This window comes from Clostridium sp. (assembly GCF_036642255.1).
Lineage (GTDB): Bacteria > Bacillota > Clostridia > Clostridiales > Clostridiaceae > Clostridium_J.
Genome location: NZ_JAVWDJ010000007.1, coordinates 98,587 through 122,279 on the forward strand (window position 1 = coordinate 98,587; position 23,693 = coordinate 122,279).

The following is a 23,693-nucleotide window of genomic DNA, read 5'->3' on the forward strand; positions in this document are numbered from 1 at the left end:
TGTAAAGCATTTGTAGCTTGAAAGTATCATGAATAAACTTATATTATAATTATTTCATTTAAATAATATAATAATCAAGGATATTTTACTGATATATTAGTAAAAGCTTCAAAGATAACTATTTTAGCTTTTACATTCACCTTTTTTGCGAAATTATTAAGGTTATTAGTTAGTTTTACTTTCCTGTAACAAGAAAGATATTTTACATTCCCATGTGGCTTCTCCTTAATTTTGCTAATAATTGATTCATGTTTTTCATTTATTGATTCCTTAAGTAAAATCATTGCTATTAATTTATCCAATAAATTGTTCCAATTTTGAATGAATTTTTTTTTAATATGGTGTATAATGAAAATGTTTAAAATTATAAGTATGGAGGGACATTTATGAATAAGGTTATAACTATTGAAGAAGCTGTATCTCACATTAAAGACGGCATGACAATTATGGTTGGCGGATTTTTAGCTGCTGGATCACCTGATAAGCTTATAGATGCTTTAATAGAAAGTGGTGTTAAAGATCTAACTATCATCGCTAACGATAGTGGATTTGTTGATAGAGGTGTTGGTAAATTAATTGTTAATAAGCAAGTTAAAAAGACTATAGCTTCTCACATTGGAACAAATGCAGAAACTGGACGTCAAATGAATGCAAATGAAATGGAAGTAGTTCTTGTACCACAAGGTACTTTAATTGAAAGAATTAGATGTGGTGGTAATGGTCTAGGTGGTTTCTTAACTCCAACTGGTATTGGTACTATAGTTGAAGAAGGAAAAGAAAAAATCACTGTAGATGGAAAAGAGTACCTATTAGAAACACCATTAAGAGCTGATGTTGCTCTAGTGTTTGGTTCAAAAGTTGATAAAAAAGGAAATGTCTATTACAATAATGCAACTAGAAACTTTAACCCAATAATAGCTACTGCTGCAGATTTAGTTATCGTTGAGGCTGAAGAGTTAGTTGAAGTTGGAGAAATAAATCCAAATGTAGTTATGACACCTTCAATATTTGTAGATTACATTGCAAAGGGGGATAAATAACATGGATAAGAATATGGTTAGAGAAGTTATTGCAAAAAGAGTTGCAAAAGAATTAAAAGATGGAGACGTAGTTAATCTTGGAATAGGTCTTCCAACTTTAGTTGCTAATTACATACCTGAAGGAGTAGACGTTACACTACAATCCGAAAACGGATTTGTTGGTATTGGACCAGCTCCTGCTGAAGGAGAAGAAGATAAAGATTTAGTTAACGCTGGTGGCTTACATGTTACAGTAGTTCCTGGTGCTGCTTTCTTCGATTCTTCAGTATCTTTCGGAATCATAAGAGGTGGACATGTAGATGCTACAGTTCTAGGTGCTCTAGAAGTTGACCAAGAAGGAAACCTTGCTAACTGGATGATTCCTGGTAAAAAAGTTCCAGGAATGGGCGGAGCAATGGACCTAGTTGTAGGAGCTAAAAAAGTTATTGTAGCTATGGAACATACTGCAAAAGGAGCTCCAAAGATATTAAAAAGATGTTCCCTTCCACTAACTGCAGCAAAGCAAGTTAACTTAATTGTTACCGAAATGGCTGTAATGGAAGTTACTCCAGAAGGTTTAGTTTTAAGAGAACTAGGACCAGAATCAACTATTGAGGATGTTAAAAATGCTACTCTTGCAGATTTAATAATTCCTGAAAATGTAGGTAGAATGTAATTATTTTTCCTAATACAAACACTGATCTTTATGGTCAGTGTTTTTTGCTTTGTTAAATCATAAATAGATTAATTTTATTCCCCGATTTTCAAAATAAACTTAGTTCCTAAAAAAACATCTCCATCCACTGTAATAGCCTCTTAAAATTTTTAGCTCCCAATGAGGCTCAAAGTCCCTTCCTTTTAAAATCATTTTAAAATTTTTTACAACGATTTAATTTTAATCCTTTAAGTTGGGTTTTTATCAAAATTTACAAAGTATAAAAACTTTCCTTTTGCAGAAAATAAACTCGTAATGAAAATTACTGTATGTGAGTTTTCATTATTTACTGGATATCAGTTATATGGTGTTTGGTAAATACTTTGAGATAACTATTTTTTATGAGGAGTATTTATTAATTCTCACTACTTTGATGCTTATTAATTCATTAATTTGCATTAATTTATCAATGTACATTAGAAAAATAATGGTGACTAAATTATTTAATATTTACTAATTATATTAGTGTTCACTAACTGTATTAGTGTTTACTAATCACATTAGTGCTTACTAACCATATTTGTGCTTATTAATATAATTAGTTGTTATTAGTATAATTAGTACCCGTAAAAATATAATGTCCATGGATAAAATCAGTGATGATTAAAATGCTTTCTTCATAAAATTTAGTTATAATCTCAAAGTTATTTTCACTACAAATAAAAAAATGGGAGATGATTTAATATGAAACACAATGAAAGCATAGGATGCATAGTTAGCGAATGTAAATATCATTGTAAAGATGACGACTATTGTACACTATCTCAAATTAAAGTTACAAAACATGAAGGTCATGCAGACAAAGTTGAATGTACAGATTGTGGTAGCTTTGAATTAGGTCAATAACTTATTATCTTCCTAAAAAAATTAAAAAACATAGCACTTATTTTAGTGCTATGTTTTTTAATTTTTTTAAATGTATGTTGCCTTTTGGATTTAATTTTCGTAGATGTCTTTGTGAAATAATTTGTAGTTATTTGAAGGTCGTAAATTCAGCGTTTTAAATGAATAATGTCATTGAATACCCCCTGAATTTATAATATAATATCTATGAGAGTGTTATTAGTAAAATTGGTCAAAATATGTCTTTTTATTATTGTAACTTTTTTCTTATATACTTAATAAATTAAATTATAAAGAAAATTTTTATAACTAAACTAGGGGGAAAATCATTTATGTTAGAGGTTTCTTCAAACACAAAGAAAAGAAAGAATAAATTCTTTAATAAATATACTGTTATCAGCATATTATGTATTGCTGTACTAGCACTAATACCTTATGTAAACTCAAAGTTTTCTGAGTATAAACTTCTTAATGAAGATCTAAAGAATCAAGTGGAAACCTTGAAAAAGCAAAATGATGAGTTAAATGATAAAAATAACTCACTGACAAAGTCAAAAACTGAACTAGAGAATAAAATTAATTCTCTACCAAAGTCATCTCAATAATTCGTTTGATATGGGGGTAAAGGGAAATTATGAGTCATTTTAAATCTAACAATGTTCTGTCGCTTATTGGGAAGATTGCCTTTTTCCTTATAGTGTCCGTGTGCATCCTTGGTACAGTATTTTTTCAAGGTAGAGTAATACAAGCTAAATCAGAAAATAAAAAGCTTGAAGTGGAACTTCAACAGGTTAAAGCCTCTATTGAAAGCTTATCTCAGCAAAATACTGTTTTAGAATCTGAAATTACAGACAAGGAAAAAGTATATCATGAAGCTATTAAACACTTAAAGTTTGCTTATTTGACCTTTGATGATGGACCTTCATCTCACACAGGTAAAATATTGGATACTTTAGATAAATATAATGTAAAAGCCACCTTCTTTGTTAACTATAGAGCAGGTCGTGAAGATATGTATAAAGAGATTTCAAAACGTGGACATGTTCTTGCAAACCATACCTATAGTCATGATTATTCAAAAATCTATGCTTCAAAAGAAAACTTTTTCGCTGATGTGAAAAAGCTAGATGATGAATTAGAAAGAATAACCGGTGAAAAACCATCTAAAATATTTAGATTTCCTGGTGGATCAAACAATACAATAAGTTGGAATTATAGTAGATCTTCTCAATTTATGCCTAATCTTGCTCAGGAACTCACAAACATGGGTTACACCTTCTTTGATTGGAATGTTGACTCTACTGATGCGTCCACCTTTAGGCAGCAAAAACATATTATTGTTTCTAGAATTCTAGAAGACTGTCAATATGTTAAGCATGCAAATATTTTAATGCATGACTTAGATCCAAAGGATACTACTGTAGAAGCACTTCCTGAAATAATTGAAGGTTTAAAAAATCAAGGGTTTCTGTTTGATGTGTTAACCCATGATTCACCTAAAGCACAATTTATTGAAGTAAATTAATATATTTTATAATAAAAAAGGGAGCATATCAAATTTAGTTTTGGTATGCTCCTGTTTTATTATATATTCGTAATTGTTTATCTTAAAAGTGGTGTAGTGTTGTTAAATTTCCATGTTAGTTTCTTTTTTATTTTTATTTCTATTAGCTATTTTGTTTACTATAATCATGGCTAAAGTGGCGCTTATGATTCCTACTACTAATCCCCCTACTATATCTGATAAATAATGAACATATAAATACATCCTAGAAAAAGCTATCAGCCCAGCTAATAATAAATAGCCCACTTTGTATTTATCCATAGTTCTATAAAGTACCCAGGCAGCAGCAAAAGATGAACTTGTATGACCTGAAGGGAAAGAAAAGCTAGTGGGTATTTTAATCAAAGAATTTTCTATAGGATACATAGTTATGGGTCTTGGTCTTTGAATCCACTGCTTTATAGACAAATCAGTAAATAATAAGCTGAAAATTAAAGCTAGTGCACAGGTATATCCTATTTTTCTATACTTTTTTGTACCTATAAGTATTAAGCTAATTATTATCCAAATCATCCCTGAATCCCCTAAAAAGGTAATCTTAGGCATTGAAAAGTCAAAGATAACATTTTGTAATCCATAATGAACAAAATCTACAATGGATTTATCAATTCCGTGTAAAAAATCGACCATATTAAATCTCCATTTCAATAGTTTTCTATAACTTAAAAGTTTTAACTCCTATTATAGCTTTTAAGTATTCAGTTCCTGATGAAGTATAGATGCAACTTATAGGGGATACTACTACTCCTTTTGTGGATAAATATTTTTTTGTGGAGCCTTCCTCTACATAAAATCCTACAGTGTCATGAATCATATAGTGTTCCTTTTCATCACGTCCAAGATAAATCCCCACATGACCATCTAAGAATATCGCAGACCCAATAACGAGTTTATCAAACACTGTTTTTTTATACTCATTGGAGGAAGTATCTCCAAACTCTTTTTTTATACCTTCACCCTTTTTTAACTGCTCTCCAGCATTTCTTGGAAGAGTGAAGCCAAAGGTCCTATAAACATCTAGTACAAGACCAGAGCAGTCCCTTCCAAAGAATTCACCGCCCCAACCATATCGTTCCCCTTGGAACTTAAAAGCTTGTTTGAGTATATTTTTTGTATTATAAGGTAAATATCCTAAACTTATATCCTCAGTGAATGACATGAGCAGCATAGTAAATCTTAGTTTCCCTTCTTCATTCCTCAAAGGAAACTTTACTACATAGGAACCACATGGATACATATCGAAAACCAAGTCCTCTATTTCCTCTTCCTTGGCTAAAGGTAATTTTACTCCCATATCTAATGGAAGCAATGAAATTTCCTTATTATGTGGATTGAATCCAGTATAAACTTGCTTTCCTGTCACCACTATAAAGTCCTTGTCATTAACATATTCCATAATTTTTTCTTTACTTCCAACTGCTACATCCTCTGCTTTAATCCAAGCTAAATAATTATATATTCTAGCTAAGTACCATTTGTGGTCACTGCTACTGCAGTAAATAGCACAAGGTTCGCAAGGATATGCGGTGGTTTCCATAAATCTATCTAAATCATAGTCCTCAGGACTCTTAAACACTCTATCTTCTGTGGGAAAAGTTTTCATGTTACTTCTTCTTATAACTAGGCCATACTTTATTTCAATTTTATCCTTCAAATCATGGATTCCTAAATTCTTTTTAAGCTTTTCATAATACTCACTAGTAAGAGGTTTTCCATCTTTGTATCTCGTCACTGATGGCTCTTTGCTAAGAGCTTTTATAAGCTCTATAACTTCTTCACTGTGAAGCTTTTCCTCCATAGAAAAAATGTCTACAATGGCTTCACTACTTATATTTTTTTTATTATACTTTTCTATTTCCTCCTTAGTCATTATAGGCTTTTTAGAATTTTTATCCTTGTTTATCCAAAAATCACTTTGACACATTTCCTTATTAACCTTTGGGACTTTAGAAATGTATTGATTATATTGAGCCATATATACCCCTCCCCCTTTAGCTAAAAAAGCAATATTTCCTACAGAAAGAAATATTGCTTTTAATAATATTGTATTATTTTACCAAGATTAAGTCCATATAAATTCCTTTGGTCTTTCCTCTTTTATGTTAAATTTATATAAAATGCTCTCTACAATTCTCTTAGAAGCTTTACCGTCACCATAAGGATTTATAGCTTTACTCATTTCTTCATAAACTTCTTTGTTATTAAGAAGTTTATTAGCTTCTTGCACTATTTTATTGTAATCTGTACCCACAAGCTTTACTGTACCTGCTGCTACAGCTTCTGGTCTTTCTGTTACCTCTCTTAGTACAATTACTGGTTTTCCAAGATGAGGAGCTTCTTCTTGCAGTCCACCAGAGTCTGTCATTATCATGAAGCTTTTATTCATAAGGTTGTGAGTATCGCTAGTATCAAGTGGTGGTAATAGATGTATTCTTTCTTCTTTACCTAGAATTTCCTCTACCATATCTTTAACAATAGGGTTAAGATGCACTAGATAAATTACTTCCACATCTTTGTTACTTCTAACAATTTCCTTTAACCCATTACAAATATTTTTAATTCCCTCTCCCCAGTTTTCTCTTCTATGAGCTGTGACAGTGATTATCTTTTTATTAAAATCTACGGAATTTAATTCATTATATTTAAATTTATAGTTTTCTTCTACGGTATGGTTCATAGCATCTATTACGGTGTTTCCTGTAATAAATATATCTTCTTCTTTTACACCTTCCTTTAAAAGGTTCTCCTTCGAATTAACTGTTGGAGCAAAGTGCATATCCGCAAGAGCTCCTGTTAGCTTTCTATTCATTTCCTCTGGATAAGGAAAGTATTTATCAAAAGATCTTAAACCAGCTTCTACATGACCTATTTTAATTTGCTTGTAAAAAGCTGCTAAACTTGCAGAAAAAGTAGTTGTAGTATCTCCATGAACTAATATTAGGTCTGGAGTATATGTACTAAAGATCTCCTCCATACCACTTAATATGTTGTTTGTTATTCCTGTTAAGCTTTGTTTATTTTTCATTATATTTAAATCAAAGTCTGTTTGTATTTTGAAGTACTCCAGCACTTGATCAAGCATTTCTCTATGTTGGGCTGTTACACAAACCTTACTTTCAATATGAGGACAATCCTCTAATTCTTTCACAAGAGGTGCCATTTTAATTGCTTCTGGTCTAGTTCCAAATATGGACATTACCTTAATTTTTTCCATTTGATTCTCCTTACTATGATTAATAATCAGTGTGTGCTTTAAAATTCCTCTTCCTTAAATTCCTCTATTCCATTAACAGATAAAAGTTCCCTAAGTCTGCCTTCCTTCATTGCTTCTCCCTGAAGAGTTTCAGTGAAACCAAAGAAAAAGGCACCTTTACTTTGTAAATATTTTATAAGATCCTCAAAAAAACTTTCTTCCTCTACTCCTTCAGGAATAGATATCACTCCATCTATACTAAAAGCATTTTCTCCTATAACTGAATCTCTAGATATATTACTCATTTAATCACCTTTCATTAGGGCCTTAAAAAGGAATACTAAGTGAAAACTTTAAATAATATTTTGCATAACCCGAGGACACAGTTTATCCACCTAACTAAGGTATTAGTGGATTCTGCCAGCAAAATATTATACTAATATAAGTAATTTTCCTTACTATTCATCTTCTAGGATGCCCTACTATAATAATTGAACAAATTATGTTAAAGTATTCAACTTTTTACACAAATATCATATCATGATTATATCAAAATAATTTATTTCAATCCATAAAAACTCTTGACTGAGGGTTTATACGTGTTATAATAATATAAATTATTCAATATTTCATAAATTTAGTTTTAAGTTTATGAAGTTGTTTATTATACAAGTATTGGTAAAGATAACTATTTGAAATTTATTTACTTTTGTGTAATAATCATAATATAATAATCATACAATAAAGTTATATATTTTAACACAGTGAAGAGAAGAGTAAGCTTCTTATCCATTTACAGAGAGAGAGTACAATAGCTGAAAGTATTCTTAAATGAACAGTTGCCGAAGACCACCTCTGAGTGACTTTAATAAAGTCCGTTGACTACGTTATAGTTTTTTAAAAGTTGGCATAGGATTTTTCTATGCAAATTGGGTGGAACCGCGAGGATATCTCGTCCCTTTTCAGTTTTGAAAAGAGACGAGTTTTTTTATTTTATAGAGAAGCAACTTAAAAGTAAACCTCTATAAACACAAATCGAAAGGAGAATATAAAATGATAAAAGTAACACTTAAAAATGGATCATTAAAAGAATACGAAAATCCAATATCAGTTTTTGATATTGCAAAAGACATTTCAGAAGGCCTAGCTAGAGCAGCAACTGCAGGAACTGTTAATGGAAAAACAGTAGATTTACGTTTTATAGTTAGTAATGATTGCGAGCTTAGTATATTAACCTTTGATGATGAGGAAGGTAGAAAAGCTTTTAGACATACATCAGCACACATTTTAGCTCAAGCAGTAAGTAGACTTTTCCCAACTGCTAAACTTGCTATCGGACCAGCTATAGATGATGGTTACTACTATGACTTCGATACTGAAAGACCATTTACTTTCGAGGATATTGATCACATCGAAGCAGAAATGAAGAAAATAGTTAAGGAAGATTTTAAAATAGAAATGTTTGAACTTCCAAGAGCAGAAGCTATAGCTTTCATGGAAGAAAAACAAGAACCTTATAAGGTTGAGCTTATAAAAGACCTACCTGAGGATTCAATAATAACTTTCTATAGACAAGGTGAGTTTGTAGACCTTTGTGCAGGTCCACACCTTATGTCTACAAAATATGTTAAAGCTTTCAAATTAACAAAGCTTGCAGGAGCATATTGGAGAGGTAACGAGAAGAACAAAATGTTATCTCGTATCTATGGAACTTCCTACACTAAGAAATCTGATTTAGATGCTTATCTTGAAGCAGTTGAAGAAGCTAAAAAACGTGACCATAACAAGCTTGGAAGAGAGCTTAAATTATTTACAACTGCAGAACCAATTGGCCAAGGACTTCCACTATTAATGCCAAAAGGTGCTAAGGTAGTTCAACTTCTTCAAAGATTTGTTGAAGATGAAGAAGAAAGAAGAGGCTATGTTTTAACTAAAACTCCTCTAATGGCTAAGAGTGATCTTTATAAAATTTCTGGACACTGGGATCACTATAAAGATGGAATGTTCGTTCTTGGAAATGAAGAAACTGATGATGAAGTATTTGCTCTTCGTCCAATGACTTGCCCATTCCAATTCATGATTTATAAAAATGATAAGAAGAGTTATAGAGATTTACCAATAAGATATGGTGAAACTTCTACACTATTTAGAAATGAAGCTTCTGGAGAAATGCACGGATTAATTCGTGTAAGACAGTTCACAATTTCTGAAGGACACTTAGTTTGTACTCCAGATCAACTTGAAGAAGAATTCAGAGGAGTAGTTGATTTAATTGACTACATGATGGAAACTTTAGGAATCAAGGAAGATATCACTTATCAATTCTCCTTATGGGATGAAGCTAGAAAAGATAAATATATAGATAGACCAGATGCTTGGTATGATACTCAAGATAAGATGAGACAAATCTTAAATAATCTTGGTATCAATTACAAAGAAGCTATCGGAGAAGCTGCTTTCTATGGACCAAAACTAGACTTACAGTTTAAGAACGTTCATGGAAAAGAAGATACAATAATTACAGTTCAAATAGACTTCTCACTAGCTGAAAGATTTGGAATGACTTATATAGATAAGGATGGAAAAGAAAAATATCCATTCATCATCCATAGAACTTCTATTGGATGTTATGAAAGAACTCTTGCAATGCTTATTGAAAAATATGCTGGAGCTTTCCCAGTTTGGCTTGCACCAGTTCAAGTTAAAGTTCTTCCAATCTCTGAAAAATATCATGATTATGCTGAGGAAGTTTCTAAGGCCTTCAAAAACAGTGGTATAAGAGTTGAAACAGATTACAGAGCTGAAAAAATTGGATACAAAATTAGAGAAGCTCGTAATGAAAGAGCTCCATATATCCTAGTTGTAGGTGAAAAGGAAGCTGAAAACAGAGAAGTTGCTGTAAGAAGCCGTAAAAATGGCGACGAAGGTGCATTAGCATTAGACAGCTTCATTGAAAGAGTATTAAAAGAAATTCAAACTAAAGAACTATAATAAAAATAGGATATCCATATGGATATCCTATTTTTTCTTTATAACCCTCTAAATTTTTCATCCTTATATGCGCTGTTATTTTCTAGAATATAATGAATTTCTTGTAGGATTTTGTTTTTATCCACGCTTAAAACTCCTCCAAGATTTATATAATTTGAAGCATGGTTACTTCTAAACACAGTGCCTTGAACTTGAATTTTCTCAATAAATAACTTCATTTCTTCCATAACTTCTCTTGGAGTTAACAGTGAAAATTCCCCTGAATTTATTTTGCCTTGTAGCTCTGTTCCCTCTTCCACCATTAAAGTTAATATACCTAAATAATCTGGGTTTATATCATTGATAACTTTTGCACTTTCTAGTGCATGTTTCTCAGTATTTTCTTTTCCACCAATTCCAGAGATTAAAGTCACTGAAAGAGCAATTTTAGAATCTCTTACTTTCTTCCCTGCCTCAATTATTTCCTTTGCGGTTACCCCTTTATTTATATCCTCTAAGATTTTGTCACTTCCACTTTCAATACCAAGATAGATTATTCCTAACCCATGTTCCTTTAATATATTAAGGTCCTCGTGACTTTTTCTTAGTATGGATTTTGGAGAACCATAGACTCCTAGTCTTTTACATTCTGGGAACAACTCTCTAACTACCTTTAGTATAGTTATCAAATCCTCAGTTTTCATAATTAGAGCGTCCCCGTCAGCTAAGAATAGCTTCTCTACCCTAGGATATCTTTTTCTTGCACTATTTAAGTCCTCTATAATATGCTCTAAATCCCTTATCCTGAATTTTTTATCCTTGTACATGCTGCAAAAGCTGCACCTATTATGAGAACAGCCAATGGTGGCCTGGATTATTAAACTATAAGCCTCACTGGGTGGTCTATATACTGTTCCTTCGTATCTCATTTTTATCATCCTCTCAACAATTACTAATTAATTATCTATGGAGCAAGCTCTTCTTTTTATGTTTTATAAAAAGCTAACCTTAAAGATTTTACCTTAGTAGATCTTAAGAAAAAATATATTCCTTTATAAAATAAAGCTTTATTTTATAAGGTCTTATTTTATAAGGTGTTATTTTATAGATTCCTAATAGCCCCAATGTAACACTTGTCCGTGGAAAATCCTTAAGTTAGTTTCTATGCTAATATCAGCTTACCTAATCTCTCATATAAATTATACATAAAAATCCAATGAAATAAACAAAATAAAGTAAGTTCTATTTATAGGGAAAATAATCCAAACATAGCTTTACTATGCAATGTGCTTTGGTAGCTTTAAGTATTATGAATAGAATGCATTAAAACTTTACTTATAAACCTTAATTTCAAACTGGAGGAATACTTATGAAAAAACTTATAACTTTATTACTACTCGGACTTTTTATCTTACCAATAAATAATATTATGGTGATAAACTCAACCAATGAAGTTTTATCAACTTTTAACTTCGGAAAGGGTGAAGTTAATGATTACCCTGATATTTCCCATGAAAATAAATTTAATGTGGTTGAAAATATAGCTCCATATATTAACCAAGGAGTAAATTCCTACTATGGAAGAAATAGATTTGTGGATTTTGAAAATTTGAAAGTCATTGATTTTAAATCCCTTAGTGAACAAAATCGTTCCTATGAAGTGATACTACAAATAACTACTTCTGAGCCAAATGGTGAAGGTCCTTATGGCGTAGAGCGTGTGACCTTGCTTAATGATTATGGCGATGTAAAAATAACTAACTTCATTCATATCACCACCTCCCAAAAAAGCAAAAAAGAATCCTAAAGAAAAGCCATGAAATTAGGGACTTTCCCAATTTCATGACTTTCTAACTTTTACTGTGCTATTCTTTTTTATCTTTATTTCCAAAGAATTTTGTTTTAATTGATTTTAAACTTAACTTCTTACCAAACAGTCTTAAAACAAGTAATATAACAGCTAAAATAGCTACATAAGGCAATATAGTTGCTAATAATACTATAAAGTTTTTACCTAAATTCACTAAACTCTTTGTTGAGTTTTTAAAAGCTAATAGGATTTTGTCTCCTAAAGTTACTGGTATCTTATCTTCTGAGGTTAACTGTCCTACTTCTATTAGATTAATACTAACTTGAGAATAACTAACCATGTTATCCCATCTCTTTAAAGTGCCAGTAAGAGATTCTATCTCATATCTTAGCTCTGATAAATGTTTTTCAAGCTCCACTACATCTTTAAGTTCTGTAGCTTTTTTCAAAAGTTCTAAAATCCTCTCCTCTTGTACAGTTAAAGATTTTAGCCTAGCTTCAGTATCAAAGTATTGAGCAGTAACATCCTCTCCACTAATATTTTTTACCACCATATTTCCAAAGTTACTCATATTATTTAAGAAGTTATCAAAGCTTTCCTTAGGAACTCTAGCAACTATATTTGCGCTTCTATTTTGCACATAACTTTCACTAACGCTTCTCTTACCTGATATATTTGAGGATTCAATATATCCACCTAAGGCTTCGATTTCTTTCATTAAAGCATCTAAGCTCTCTTCAAACTTTAGTGTTTCTAAAGTGGCACCTCCACTTTTAATAATTTTTCTCTCGCTACTGAGCACAGCGTTTTTGTTTGTAGTGTTAGTCTTTTCTGTTTGGGCAGCTGGTTTCTCTTCTGGTTTTGCTTCTTGATTAATTCCTCCAAATCCTTTGCTATTATCATAGGCAACATCCATTTGTGGTGCAGAACCAGTAGATGATTCAGCTACCTTTCCTCCATCTTTCTTGCTACCACAAGCTGTAAAAAGGAACATAAAAAGCATTACTATGGTGATGAGTTGAAAACTAAACCTTTTACTTCTCATAACTTTCTCTCCTTTACTTTACATATTAAATAACCAATCTTCCCTTTGTTCATCTACTTCTATAAAAGAGTTTTTCTTTCTATTAAGGTAATTTTTTAGCCATGTGCTTTTAAATTGAGGATTCAAAATACATCGACGTTCTAAGTATGTTTATATTCTAGAAAAGTAATAACTTAATAAGCCATACTCAACTATTTCTTTAGCAATTTATTGTTACTATATATACGAAGGATAATTGCAAAAATTACATAAACGTCACTATTAAAAATAATTTTTAAATTTTTTATAAAGAAAGAGCATATATTCACATGCCCTTAATAACAATATATAAATTATCTACTAATTTTAATTATAAATATCACTTGTAGGCCTATTATCTTTATCATAACTATAATTAGTTATATCAATATCGCCTAATCATTTTTCCAAAGAAAAAAATATTTGCATTTCCAATAAAAAAACTATAGAATTTTTAGCTTTTTCAAAATCTTAAATTCTATAGCTTTCTTAATAATTTTATTTATAATATGATAGTGCTTTTTTCCCCATGGTTTCCCATATGCTTTTAAACACTTCTTTTGATACGGATTTGTTTTTTGTATTACTTAGTGGGTCATTATAATAAACATTCTTTTCATCATAGCCTGTTACTAGTACTGCATGTTGTGAGAAGTTAACACTTATTGATTCACCATTACTAATCCATTGAGCTGGTCTTGTAGGTGGTTTAAAGTCATTAGTGATCCATACAAGTACCGGCCTGTTATCAACTAAAGCTTTTTCAATATCCTCATAGTTTGCTCCAGTTAGGTTTAATGACTTTCCTGGCATATATTGTTCAACTAATGGTTTTAAGGCTTCTGGATATATAGAGTATCCTGGAGTTTTTCCTGTTATATCTCCCACAAATCCAATCTTTGGATTTCCCCATGTTGCAATAGTCCCTCCACTGTAAGTTAGCGGGGTACTGTCCTTTTTTACACTATTGGCCAAGGTTAACTTGTCCACTGCAATTCCGGAGTAGTTCAGCATCATGGCTAGAGAAGTTATTTCACAACCATTTTTTAGCTCTGGTAATTGAGAGATAATTGGTACATCTATTAAAACAGATTTAGGAGGATTTTTCTTTTTTTCTGCCTCTTCCTTTTTCTTTAAAAGTTCTTGTCTCTTTTGTTCAGCTGCGGCCTTTTCCGCTTCTTCCTTTATTCTTTTTTCCTCAAGTTCTTTTGCCTTTTGCTCTGCTTTTATTCTAGCCTTTTCTTCTGCTTCTAATCTCTTTTTCTCTTCTTTTAATCGTTTTGCTTCTTCATCTGAGTCCACATATTCTACCTTGCCTTGAAAAGCTAGAAGATTCATGTGTTGCTTTAATGCTAGAACCTTCTCATTTTGAAATTGATAGAACATGAATGCTCCAATAAACAAACTTACACTGATTACAAGCATAATTGCAGACACAACTTTTTTCATATATTTTCACATCCTATTATGACAGTTGTAGTAACTTGATTTTTGAATCAACACCTATAACAGTAGATAACTATCATAGAAATTTATTTTGCAATTTATTGTTTCTATCTTATTTAAGCACTAAAGGTCTTGAAATTTCTATTGCTCAATAGTTTTACTAGAGAACTTACTTCAGCTTTCTTGGACCATTACATATTACATCGTGATTTTCTTCTTAACCTTTAGTTGATGGTATAATTTGCATAAAATTATACTGATATAAGAGTTATTTTAACATATTTTATTAGTTTTATAAAACCAATAAAAATTAATCTCACTATAACCATAATATGCTTAATACCGTATTATAGCTTTCCACTTCAAACCAATTCTCTAGTTAATAATAATTAAAGATAATCCTAAAGATATTTCACAAAGCAAAATTTCATTAAATAATGAACAAATTCATTTTGTTCAACCACTTCTTAAAGGATATTTCACTGCACCTTAAACTTGTTTAAACACTTAAAGTTCTTTAAGCACTTAAAGTTCTTTAAGCACTTAAAGTTGTTTAAACTCTTATTCCTATTTATTCTCCAAAGAGGTTGGTGGTGTATTTGTAAAATGCCCTTAAAACAAGAAAAAAGACTTTCAATCAATGAGAGTCTTTTTTCTTGATGTAACAATATTTTATCACTTTTACATTTATAAAGTATATAGTTATTTCCACTATAAGCTTATGCTTCTAGCTTTCCTTCTTCAAGGACTTCTTCTTGTAGGTTCTTCTGTGGTTTACTAATTACATAAACTGAATATATAATTAGAGCTGCTCCAAATAGTTGGAGAAAATTCAACTCTTCTCCTAGTATAAGGAAGCTGAATAAAAAAGTTACCACAGGCATCAGATTCATAAATAATGAAGCTATCTCTACCCCAAGTTCCTTTAGTGAGAAGGTGTAAGCAAAGTTTGCTACAGAAGAACAAATTACTGCTAAAAATAATAAATTAAATATTATTGTACCGTTAATCATTTCAAACTTTATTGTTTCAAAAGGCATAAAAGGTATAAATCCAAGAGTTCCAAAAATTGCCTGATAGGTGGTTATAGTTATATCTGAATACTTTTTAAAAAGTGGTTTTGTAAAGGTCATGTACAAGCTCCAAGCTGTAATACTTCCAAACATGAATAGGTATCCTAGTGCTGAACCACTTATAGTATCATTTCCGACTACAAAATATACTCCAATAATAGAAATTATTATACTTATTATACTTTTTAAACTAATCTTATTTTTATAGGCTATGGAATCAGCGATTAGCGCACCTATTGGTAAGGTTGCAATAATAATAGATGCAGAATTAGCTGAAATCCTCATCACACCATTATTTTCACACCAAAAATACAAAGTAGTGCATAGTAATCCTGTTATGGCCAACAATTTTAAGTCTTCTTTTTTAACCTTTTCCTTAGTAGTTTTAACTTTAGCTATGATCAGTATAGTTGTAGCAATCATATATCTTACGAAGGCAAGTGCTACTGGTGAAAAAACTTCTAATAATATTTTCATACTAATAAAAGAGATTCCCCACACTATAATTGTACCTATAAGTGCTATATATGCTAAGGTTTTTGTTTTACCCATATCCCCAATCCCTTCTTTATCTTATAGTTTACATATACTTACCACATTAAATCATTAGAACTTAATATGATAAGTACATTTAAATAATCATCTCATAAATTTTTTATCTATATTTATCAGTTTAATTTTAATATACTTTTCATCCATATTTCTACTTTTAATTTTTTAATTTTATTGATGAAAATTAAATCAAGTTGCTTATGGCTATTATCTTTTTATAAAATTTTATGGCTACTTTTCATAATTCTTTTTTTCAAAATCTAAAAGCCATTCTTTTCTCCAAAGACCTCCGCCAAAACCTACTAACGAACCGTTAGCACCAATAACCCTATGTCATGGAACAAATAGGCTGTGAGGATTCTTATTATTAGCTCCCCCTACTGCTCTTACAGCTTTAGGATTATCTATTGCAATGGCTACATCTTTATATGAAGCAGTTTTTCCATAAGGAATGTTCTGAAGAGCCTTCCAAACTGTCTTTTGAAATTCTGTTCCTCTTTTATACATTATTTTAATGTTAAGGTCTCTTCTCTTACCTTGAAAATATTCATCTAATTGAGTCAATGCTTCCTCTACTGGTTTTGGCAGATTTTCATTGTGATACTCCTCTACCTCTTCATCTATAAAATCCACAAAGGAAACCCCTTCTTCATTTCCCTCTAATCTTATAACTCCAATAGGTGATTTATAATATGTATAAACTAGTTCTTCCATATAAATTCATCTCCTTTTATTTATAATTTTACTTATGTAAATTTCATCTTCTCTTAAATATTTTTACTAAATTACGACAAAATTTTTCTTTACTCTTTTCTTCCCTAGAAAAACAGTTTAAGTTTACGAACTTTTTATTATTACTTAAACTTCAATAACATAAATGTGAAAATTCCCTAGATGTAAAATATTTTATCAAATATTCATATTATAGCATATTTCAAATGCTGTTACACAGAATACGCTATAATTTTATTATAAGCAATATTATTAGCTAATGAACAAGTTAATTTTACATAAACACTTTTAAGGGAAGCTTAACTCCTAACAAAATAACCTTAATTTCCTAAAAATTTTTAAATAAACTCAAAGTTCTTTCATGTTTTTATGTTTTTGAAAATATAAATATATTGTCATATATTTTATTGGAGGATTGTTATGAGGTGTGGAATTCTGTATTTTTCTGCCACTGGAAACACTGATTATGTTGCAAGATTATTTAAAAAGGAATTATTAAAATATAACATTACAAGTGAACTTGTAGAAATTGATAAAACTCCCAAGTTTAAAGATGATTTCGATATATTTGTATTAGGGGCGCCAATCTATTGTGATGCCTATCCCGATTATTTTGTAGATTATATTGTTAAACATTTACGACTTGGAAAAGGTAGAAAAGTAATGCTGTTTTCTACCCAGACTGGTACTGAAGGAGCTGGCCCAAAACTTCTAGGAGAAAAGTTGAAAAAGTTAGGATTTAAAATCTATGGAGAATTTGGTTTTAATATGCCTAATAACTATTACTTAACCATGTTCCCAAAAACACCAGAGGAACAAGCTGTAAATTGTATAAGAGAAGCCTCTAAAAGAGTTCCCACTATAGTAATGGACTTTAATGATGGCAGAAGATCCTTTGATTCCATCAAAAATATAAATATTATTATAGCTAAATTAGCTTATCCAATCTATAAATCCTACTCTTATAGCTGGGCAAGAAGAAAGCTTAACATAGATGCTAAGTTATGCACTAGATGTAATAAATGTGTGGTGAATTGTCCTACTCATAATATTAAGATGCTTAATAATAACATCTCTTTTAATAAAAGTTGTATCAGTTGCCAACGCTGCTTACATAGATGCCCTAATAACGCTTTTATGTATAAGAATAAACACTTTCAACAATACAAACCTGACTTAAAAATCAGTGAAAGATAAGTGGTTTTTCAAATGTATTTTCTTAAAATTTTTAGTATTTTATTATAATATATAAAGCACTATGAGTTTCAATGAAATTCTTAGTGCTTTTAATATTAATGATTTAATTCTAGTAGTATTCACCATATATTTTAATTTGAAAACCCCTCTTAACGCATCATTAATAACCTTATAATACTTAGAAGAGTATATGCATATTGAAGCTCAAGTCCATAACCCTTCTATTAATAAGCTTAAACATATCTGTTTCTTTGCAAGGATACCACATGAAATTTAATTATGTTATTACACTTTAAATGCTTCTTATACTGCTACTTTTTTCTCTAGTCTAATTGTCCCCTACTTATTTTAACAGTATTTAGTTCCTACTTGATATATCTACTCATAAACTTCATCATTTCACTTTCATAACCTTTTTTGTCTACCCAATAAGCATAACCATGCCCAGCCTTTGGAACTATGAATAATTCTTTTTCCATTGTTGAAGCTTCGTATAGTGGATAAACCATTTTTGTTGGAACAAATTTATCTTCACTTCCATGAATAAAAAGTATTGGTTTTTTGGTCTTTTCAACTTGCTTCACTGCAGAAGCTTCTCCAAAACAGTATCCTGCTCGAAGCTTACATATTAAGCTAGTTACTTGAATTAATGGAAAGGAAGGTATCTTAAACATCTTTTTCATTTGAAAAATTAAAATGTCCTTGGCAGAAGTGTAGGCGCAGTCAGAAATGCTGCACATAACATTACTAGGTAGCTCTTCTCCACTTGTCATTAATACTGTTGCAGCTCCCATGGATATACCATGCAATATTATCTGTGAATTTTCTCCATGACTTTCTATAACATAATTAATCCACTTAATTAAGTCCTTTCTATCATGCCAACCAAACCCTATATAATTTCCTTCACTTTGTCCATGTCCACGAAGATCTGGCATTAACACATTATATCCTAGAGTTTCATGATAATGCTGTGCTATAAAAGCCATTCCACTTCCTTTTCCTGAATAGCCATGAACTAAAATCGCTATTTTATCAGTGTCCTTTGGCGCTTTCAGGTACTTTGCAAAAAGAGTTAAGTTATCATAGGATTTCATTGTTATGTCCTCCCATGTTTTTCCGTCAAACCAAACTCTACTATCTGCCCAATCCTTAGCATAGTCATCATTTTCTAAATCTGGATTTCCCTTTAAAAATTCTTTTTTCCTGCGAAGGACTCCAAAATTATAAAAATAATTTCCTGCAAAGATAAGAACTATAAGAGCAATAGCAATAATTACTTTTGCTGCGAATATTATGTTTTCCACCATACCCTACCCCCTTTGTATCTTCATAGGTGTCTAAAAAGTATCAGCTTAACTGTTTACTCCTAAAAATATCTTAATAATATATTATAGCTACTTTTAATATTATTGACAATTTTTTCTAATATCATAAAAATAATTTCGCAGACATACACTATGAAGTTATTTAAAGAAAATCACATTAAGTTAATACATAAAAGTATGATAAATTTCATTGTAATTATAATGATTCTTATTGTTAAACGTTCAATATTTCTTAGATTATCTGAAGAAGGTCTGTAACTGAGCTTCTTATGGTTCAAAGCTAAATAATTAAGAATAAGCCCATAGATAATTACTACCTATGGGCTCATTTTCATGTTATATTTTATATTTTTTCTCAAAGTAATGTACTATCTCATACATTGCATAAGCAATAATTGAAAGCACAATTATGCTCATCATTACCATATCTAGCTGTGCTACTTGGCCTCCATATACTATTAAGAATCCCAGACCATCTTTTGCTACAAGGAATTCTCCCATGATAACTCCAACCCAAGAAAGACCTACATTGATTTTTAATGCTGATACTAAAGTTGGAACTGTAGATGGGATTATAAGATGCCTTAAGGTTTGGAACTTTGTAGCTCCGAAGGTTTTTAAAAGCTTAATCTTATCTTCATCAACTTCTTTGAACCCTGCAAGTACACTGATTATAGTAACAATAATTGATATCAAAAGAGCCATAACTATAATAGCCTTCATACCATTACCAACCCAAAATATAATTATAGGTCCTAATGCAACCTTAGGAAGAGCATTTAATACTACTAGGTAAGGGTCTAATACTTTACATAAAAAGTCTGACCACCATAAAATCACTGCAATTAAGGTTCCAAGCACCGTACCTAAGGTAAATCCCACAATGGTTTCAAAGCAAGTAACCCAAATATGCTTAAGCAAAGTACCCTCATTATAGATATTGATTGCGCTTTGTAACATTCTTGATGGGGTACTAGTTAGGAAAGGATCAATAATTTTTAAGCGTCCAAGTACTTCCCATAATGCAAAAAATACTACAAGAATTAGAATCCTAGTGATTAGAATTTCATTCTTTCTTCTTTTAACTTTTTTTATATAATTCTTATGCTCATCACTTTGCTTATTCACAACAACTTGCTGATGAACATTAGTTTCTAATTTTTTATCCCTTTGAGTCATCATTAAAGTCCATCTCCTTCCATATTTCATTGAAGTAAGCCCTAAATTCTGCTTCTTCTCTGCACTTTAATGGTGTCCTACACTCACAAGCAAAAACTATTTTTACTTCTTTCTTTATTCTTGCTGGACGTTTAGAAAGAACAACCACTCTAGAGGACATGGATACAGCTTCAGAAATATCATGGGTAACCATAATAGCTGTTTTTCCCTCTTTTTTAATGATGTCATATATCTCATCACTTACATTTAATCGACTTTGATAATCTAGCGCTGAAAAAGGCTCATCTAAAAGAAGTACCTCTGGATCTAAGGCTAAGGTTCTAATTAGAGCAACCCTTTGTCTCATTCCTCCAGATAATTCCTTTGGATAATGGTTTTTAAACTCCCAAAGGCCATAATTCTTAAGAAGTTTTTCTAACTTGTCCTTACTCTCATCATTTAAACGATTCTTAATTTTAAGCCCTAAAGAAACATTATCCCAAACTGTAAGCCACTCAAAGAGATGATCTCTTTGAAACATATAACCAAGCTTTTCTGAATAGCTATTTATAACTTCACCATCTACCAGTATTTCTCCTGTGGACGGAGTTATAAGCCCTGAAATTATATTTAAAAGTGTTGATTTACCACAACCAGAAGGCCCAACTATACTAACAAAATCTCCAGTTTCTACAGAAAGGTTTATATCTTCAAGAGCAGAAGTTTCTCCTTTTAGTGAATGGTAGTTCATATAAATGCTCCGTATTTCTACTTTGCTCATTCGCTCATCTCCTTTTACATCGAAATATTTAAACTACATCTGAAAAGGGTAAGTAGCCGTAATATTCCCATCCAAAATGTTGTTAAATAAAGTTCTTCATCATTTAATATATGATTAAGTCATAAATGTTGTTAAAGAAAAACAAAAAAGCCTAGTGTTAATTCACTAAGCTTTTTTTAATTTTTAAACTTCTATTTTATTTCTCTTTCAAATATAATTTCGAAATCTTTAGCTCTTCCCTCTAAGGAATAGTACAAAGGTACAATTTGAATAAATCTCCATCCTAACTTTGCATTCTCATTAATAACTTCCTGATGATTATCCCCAGTAAACATTCCACCCATTGCACACTTTACATATTTGTACTCGTACATTTTTATACCCCCAATTAAAACTTAATTATATATACATATATTATATACCCTATTATATAAAAGCCCTGTTTAGAATTTTATTTTTATAGTGTAATTAAATTCACGGAGCAATTTAGTATATTACAAATTTATATTAATCCTAAGTTTAGCAGCAATATTACCTACTCTCTCTTTTTCATTAGTTTTAACTAGAAAATTTCTTGTTAAAGTTTCAATTTGACTTTCTATAAATTAACCTTGGAATTATACGTCCTTTAGCCACAAGTGATTCCACTTCTCCCTGAAGTTTTGCCCCTAATTTAATATAAAAATCTTTTGCTTGGGGACTTGTTACTATTTCAAATTCCACAACATCTAGACTTTCACAGGTTTTCATCACATGTTTCCATAATTCCTTTCCATAACCTTTACCTATATATTTGGGTTCAATAAAAAAGTATTCTAAAGCAATTCCTGACTTTTCAATTAAAAGCCCATAAAACCCAATTATATTTTCATCTTCTTTCATAATAAAAGTTGGATTGTTACTTATAAATTCTTCACTTACTTTGTAAATGGCTTTAAAATTCTCCATAAATTCAAAGTCGTAGCCCCAATATGCCTCAGATCTTATTGCTAAGTTAGTTAAAACTTTAGAATCACATACATTTGCACCATATATATTAATCATTATTTTCCCCCTTAATGAATAATAATATTTAAACCTTGTAAGTTTCAGTTATAGTTAATCTTCTTGCTGCCTAATACTTGAATATAAAAATAAATATTGCAAAATTCTTATAAATATAAAAATACATATTTATAAGAACACTACAATAAAAAAATATAACAATATATAGTATTTATGCGGGTTTGTGAGATTTTAGTCTTATTTAATGCACAAATCCCTTATTAATCTCTTTCACTATTTCTAAATTTAAATGCGCAGTGAAAAGATTGTCATAAGCTTTAAGGATATGACAATAAATAATATTTTTTTCACCTTCATTACAAGATTTCATAACAGTTTTATTTACTTCTAGGTAATTTTATATAAATAATTCTGGTTCTTTTCTATGCTGAAATTCGATTTCCAATTCATGTTTATGTCTTAAATAATTTTCATCATCATAATACTTTGCATTAACAGGACATTTTTTAATACATGCGCCACACTTAATACAAATTCCATTTAATTTTGATACATCTCTTAAGTCAATGGAACCCATTGGACAGCACCTTACACAAAGTTTACAATCATTACAATTTGAATTTGTTTTTGGAGTAACCTTTCTAATATCAACAGCCATGCCATTTTCATCTTTAGGCATATAATGTTTTCTATAAGGTATATTTCCATTTACAACTACAGTTTCAACTTTATTTTGCGATGTTAATTTTTTATATATTTCCTGAGCAAAATCACTTACTATAGTCATATCTTTTTTATCAGGTCTATTTTTAGCTAGAATTTTAGAAAATGAATGCTCTCCTATAAATGCACCACCTGCAATAACTTTAAATCCATCTGCTTCAAGAATATCTTTTAATTCCACTAATGCATCATCATAATTTCTGTTTCCATAAACAACTACAGGAATTGCCAATGCCCCATTACCTTTAATAGAATTTAAATATTTTAGGAGTACATTTGGAACCCTTCCTGCATAAACTGGCACTCCAATAATAACCACATCATCATCTTTAAAACTCACTGGTTCTTTTCGATGATCTGACAAGGTAAAATCAATATTATTTATAGGTCTTTCCCCATTAATATTTTCCGAAAGTTTTTTTGAAATTTCACATACTATTGCTTTAGTTGTATCTGTAGCACTAAAGTACATTGCATTAATTTTTTTAACCATAATCCCCATAATCCCTTTCACCACTTGA

24 protein-coding genes and 1 other annotated feature are annotated in these 23,693 nt (G+C 30.6%); of the genes, 8 read left to right on the forward strand and 16 right to left on the reverse strand.

Annotated elements, in window-relative coordinates; translation table 11 throughout:
- Nucleotides 1-74 precede the first annotated feature (74 nt).
- Complete coding sequence (locus RR409_RS05625; RefSeq protein WP_332556750.1) at nucleotides 75-302, reverse strand: hypothetical protein; 228 nt, start codon at nucleotides 300-302, stop codon at nucleotides 75-77.
- An 84-nt stretch (nucleotides 303-386) separates the two neighbouring features.
- On the opposite strand from RR409_RS05625, the gene atoD reads away from it, so the two are divergent.
- The 5 genes from atoD to RR409_RS05650 all read left to right on the forward strand — a co-directional run bounded on the left by atoD (nucleotide 387) and on the right by RR409_RS05650 (nucleotide 4,102).
- Nucleotides 387-1,040 (forward strand): acetate CoA-transferase subunit alpha, encoded by a 654-nt coding sequence (gene atoD, locus RR409_RS05630; protein WP_332556751.1) that lies wholly within the window; start codon nucleotides 387-389, stop codon nucleotides 1,038-1,040.
- 1 nt (nucleotide 1,041) lies between these two features.
- On the forward strand, nucleotides 1,042-1,695 hold the full coding sequence (locus RR409_RS05635) for a 3-oxoacid CoA-transferase subunit B (RefSeq protein ID WP_332556752.1): 654 nt from the start codon (nucleotides 1,042-1,044) through the stop codon (nucleotides 1,693-1,695).
- 723 nt (nucleotides 1,696-2,418) lie between these two features.
- Entirely contained in the window at nucleotides 2,419-2,580 is a 162-nt protein-coding gene (locus RR409_RS05640; protein WP_332556753.1) for a DUF1540 domain-containing protein, read from the forward strand.
- A gap of 329 nt (nucleotides 2,581-2,909) precedes the next feature.
- A complete protein-coding gene (locus tag RR409_RS05645; RefSeq protein ID WP_332556754.1) occupies nucleotides 2,910-3,182 on the forward strand; it encodes a hypothetical protein in 273 nt (90 codons plus the stop codon).
- A gap of 29 nt (nucleotides 3,183-3,211) precedes the next feature.
- Complete coding sequence (locus RR409_RS05650; protein WP_332556755.1) at nucleotides 3,212-4,102, forward strand: polysaccharide deacetylase family protein; 891 nt, start codon at nucleotides 3,212-3,214, stop codon at nucleotides 4,100-4,102.
- 102 nt (nucleotides 4,103-4,204) lie between these two features.
- On the opposite strand, the gene RR409_RS05655 is transcribed toward RR409_RS05650, so the two are convergent.
- The 4 genes from RR409_RS05655 to RR409_RS05670 form a co-directional block, all read right to left on the reverse strand.
- Nucleotides 4,205-4,771: a phosphatase PAP2 family protein gene (locus RR409_RS05655; protein ID WP_332556756.1), complete on the reverse strand. Its 567-nt coding sequence runs from the start codon at nucleotides 4,769-4,771 to the stop codon at nucleotides 4,205-4,207.
- Between the two features lie 25 nt (nucleotides 4,772-4,796).
- The gene (locus tag RR409_RS05660; RefSeq protein WP_332556757.1) at nucleotides 4,797-6,116 is read right to left on the reverse strand and encodes an NlpC/P60 family protein; all 1,320 of its coding nucleotides are present in this window, start codon (nucleotides 6,114-6,116) and stop codon (nucleotides 4,797-4,799) included.
- Nucleotides 6,117-6,203: 87 nt separating this feature from the next.
- Nucleotides 6,204-7,355 (reverse strand): UDP-N-acetylglucosamine 2-epimerase (non-hydrolyzing), encoded by a 1,152-nt coding sequence (wecB, locus tag RR409_RS05665; protein ID WP_332556758.1) that lies wholly within the window; start codon nucleotides 7,353-7,355, stop codon nucleotides 6,204-6,206.
- Between the two features lie 38 nt (nucleotides 7,356-7,393).
- The gene (locus tag RR409_RS05670) at nucleotides 7,394-7,639 is read right to left on the reverse strand and encodes a hypothetical protein (protein ID WP_332556759.1); all 246 of its coding nucleotides are present in this window, start codon (nucleotides 7,637-7,639) and stop codon (nucleotides 7,394-7,396) included.
- 450 nt (nucleotides 7,640-8,089) lie between these two features.
- Nucleotides 8,090-8,297 (forward strand) — a binding site (T-box leader).
- Between the two features lie 90 nt (nucleotides 8,298-8,387).
- Between RR409_RS05670 and thrS the strand changes: the two genes are divergently transcribed.
- The gene (gene thrS / locus RR409_RS05675; RefSeq protein ID WP_332556760.1) at nucleotides 8,388-10,325 is read left to right on the forward strand and encodes a threonine--tRNA ligase; all 1,938 of its coding nucleotides are present in this window, start codon (nucleotides 8,388-8,390) and stop codon (nucleotides 10,323-10,325) included.
- Nucleotides 10,326-10,363: 38 nt separating this feature from the next.
- Here thrS and RR409_RS05680 read toward each other — a convergent pair whose 3' ends face one another.
- Nucleotides 10,364-11,233: a radical SAM protein gene (locus RR409_RS05680; protein WP_332556761.1), complete on the reverse strand. Its 870-nt coding sequence runs from the start codon at nucleotides 11,231-11,233 to the stop codon at nucleotides 10,364-10,366.
- A gap of 440 nt (nucleotides 11,234-11,673) precedes the next feature.
- Between RR409_RS05680 and RR409_RS05685 the strand changes: the two genes are divergently transcribed.
- On the forward strand, nucleotides 11,674-12,111 hold the full coding sequence (locus RR409_RS05685) for a DUF3888 domain-containing protein (protein WP_332556762.1): 438 nt from the start codon (nucleotides 11,674-11,676) through the stop codon (nucleotides 12,109-12,111).
- A gap of 58 nt (nucleotides 12,112-12,169) precedes the next feature.
- Here the strand turns inward: RR409_RS05685 and RR409_RS05690 are convergent, their stop codons facing one another.
- The 4 genes from RR409_RS05690 to RR409_RS05705 form a co-directional block, all read right to left on the reverse strand.
- Nucleotides 12,170-13,159, reverse strand: coding sequence for a DUF4349 domain-containing protein (locus RR409_RS05690; protein WP_332556763.1), 990 nt, complete (start codon nucleotides 13,157-13,159; stop codon nucleotides 12,170-12,172).
- Between the two features lie 516 nt (nucleotides 13,160-13,675).
- A complete protein-coding gene (locus RR409_RS05695) occupies nucleotides 13,676-14,626 on the reverse strand; it encodes a C39 family peptidase (protein ID WP_332556764.1) in 951 nt (316 codons plus the stop codon).
- Between the two features lie 716 nt (nucleotides 14,627-15,342).
- Complete coding sequence (locus tag RR409_RS05700) at nucleotides 15,343-16,248, reverse strand: DMT family transporter (protein ID WP_332556765.1); 906 nt, start codon at nucleotides 16,246-16,248, stop codon at nucleotides 15,343-15,345.
- A gap of 231 nt (nucleotides 16,249-16,479) precedes the next feature.
- Nucleotides 16,480-16,962: a methylated-DNA--[protein]-cysteine S-methyltransferase gene (locus RR409_RS05705; RefSeq protein ID WP_332556766.1), complete on the reverse strand. Its 483-nt coding sequence runs from the start codon at nucleotides 16,960-16,962 to the stop codon at nucleotides 16,480-16,482.
- A 438-nt stretch (nucleotides 16,963-17,400) separates the two neighbouring features.
- On the opposite strand from RR409_RS05705, the gene RR409_RS05710 reads away from it, so the two are divergent.
- The gene (locus tag RR409_RS05710; RefSeq protein WP_332556767.1) at nucleotides 17,401-18,177 is read left to right on the forward strand and encodes an EFR1 family ferrodoxin; all 777 of its coding nucleotides are present in this window, start codon (nucleotides 17,401-17,403) and stop codon (nucleotides 18,175-18,177) included.
- Between the two features lie 365 nt (nucleotides 18,178-18,542).
- Here RR409_RS05710 and RR409_RS05715 read toward each other — a convergent pair whose 3' ends face one another.
- From RR409_RS05715 to RR409_RS05740, 6 genes are all read right to left on the reverse strand, one after another.
- Entirely contained in the window at nucleotides 18,543-19,487 is a 945-nt protein-coding gene (locus RR409_RS05715; RefSeq protein ID WP_332556768.1) for an alpha/beta hydrolase, read from the reverse strand.
- 354 nt (nucleotides 19,488-19,841) lie between these two features.
- Nucleotides 19,842-20,687, reverse strand: coding sequence for an ABC transporter permease (locus RR409_RS05720; RefSeq protein ID WP_332556769.1), 846 nt, complete (start codon nucleotides 20,685-20,687; stop codon nucleotides 19,842-19,844).
- Nucleotides 20,668-21,444, reverse strand: coding sequence for an ABC transporter ATP-binding protein (locus RR409_RS05725; protein WP_332556770.1), 777 nt, complete (start codon nucleotides 21,442-21,444; stop codon nucleotides 20,668-20,670). The genes RR409_RS05720 and RR409_RS05725 overlap by 20 nt, the downstream gene beginning before the upstream one ends.
- A gap of 191 nt (nucleotides 21,445-21,635) precedes the next feature.
- Nucleotides 21,636-21,818 carry a DUF4177 domain-containing protein gene (locus RR409_RS05730; protein WP_332556771.1) on the reverse strand — a complete coding sequence of 61 codons (183 nt, stop codon included), beginning with the start codon at nucleotides 21,816-21,818 and terminating at the stop codon, nucleotides 21,636-21,638.
- A 211-nt stretch (nucleotides 21,819-22,029) separates the two neighbouring features.
- Nucleotides 22,030-22,488 carry a GNAT family N-acetyltransferase gene (locus RR409_RS05735; RefSeq protein ID WP_332556772.1) on the reverse strand — a complete coding sequence of 153 codons (459 nt, stop codon included), beginning with the start codon at nucleotides 22,486-22,488 and terminating at the stop codon, nucleotides 22,030-22,032.
- Nucleotides 22,489-22,846: 358 nt separating this feature from the next.
- On the reverse strand, nucleotides 22,847-23,665 hold the full coding sequence (locus tag RR409_RS05740; protein WP_332556815.1) for an EFR1 family ferrodoxin: 819 nt from the start codon (nucleotides 23,663-23,665) through the stop codon (nucleotides 22,847-22,849).
- Between the last annotated feature and the right edge of the window lie 28 nt (nucleotides 23,666-23,693).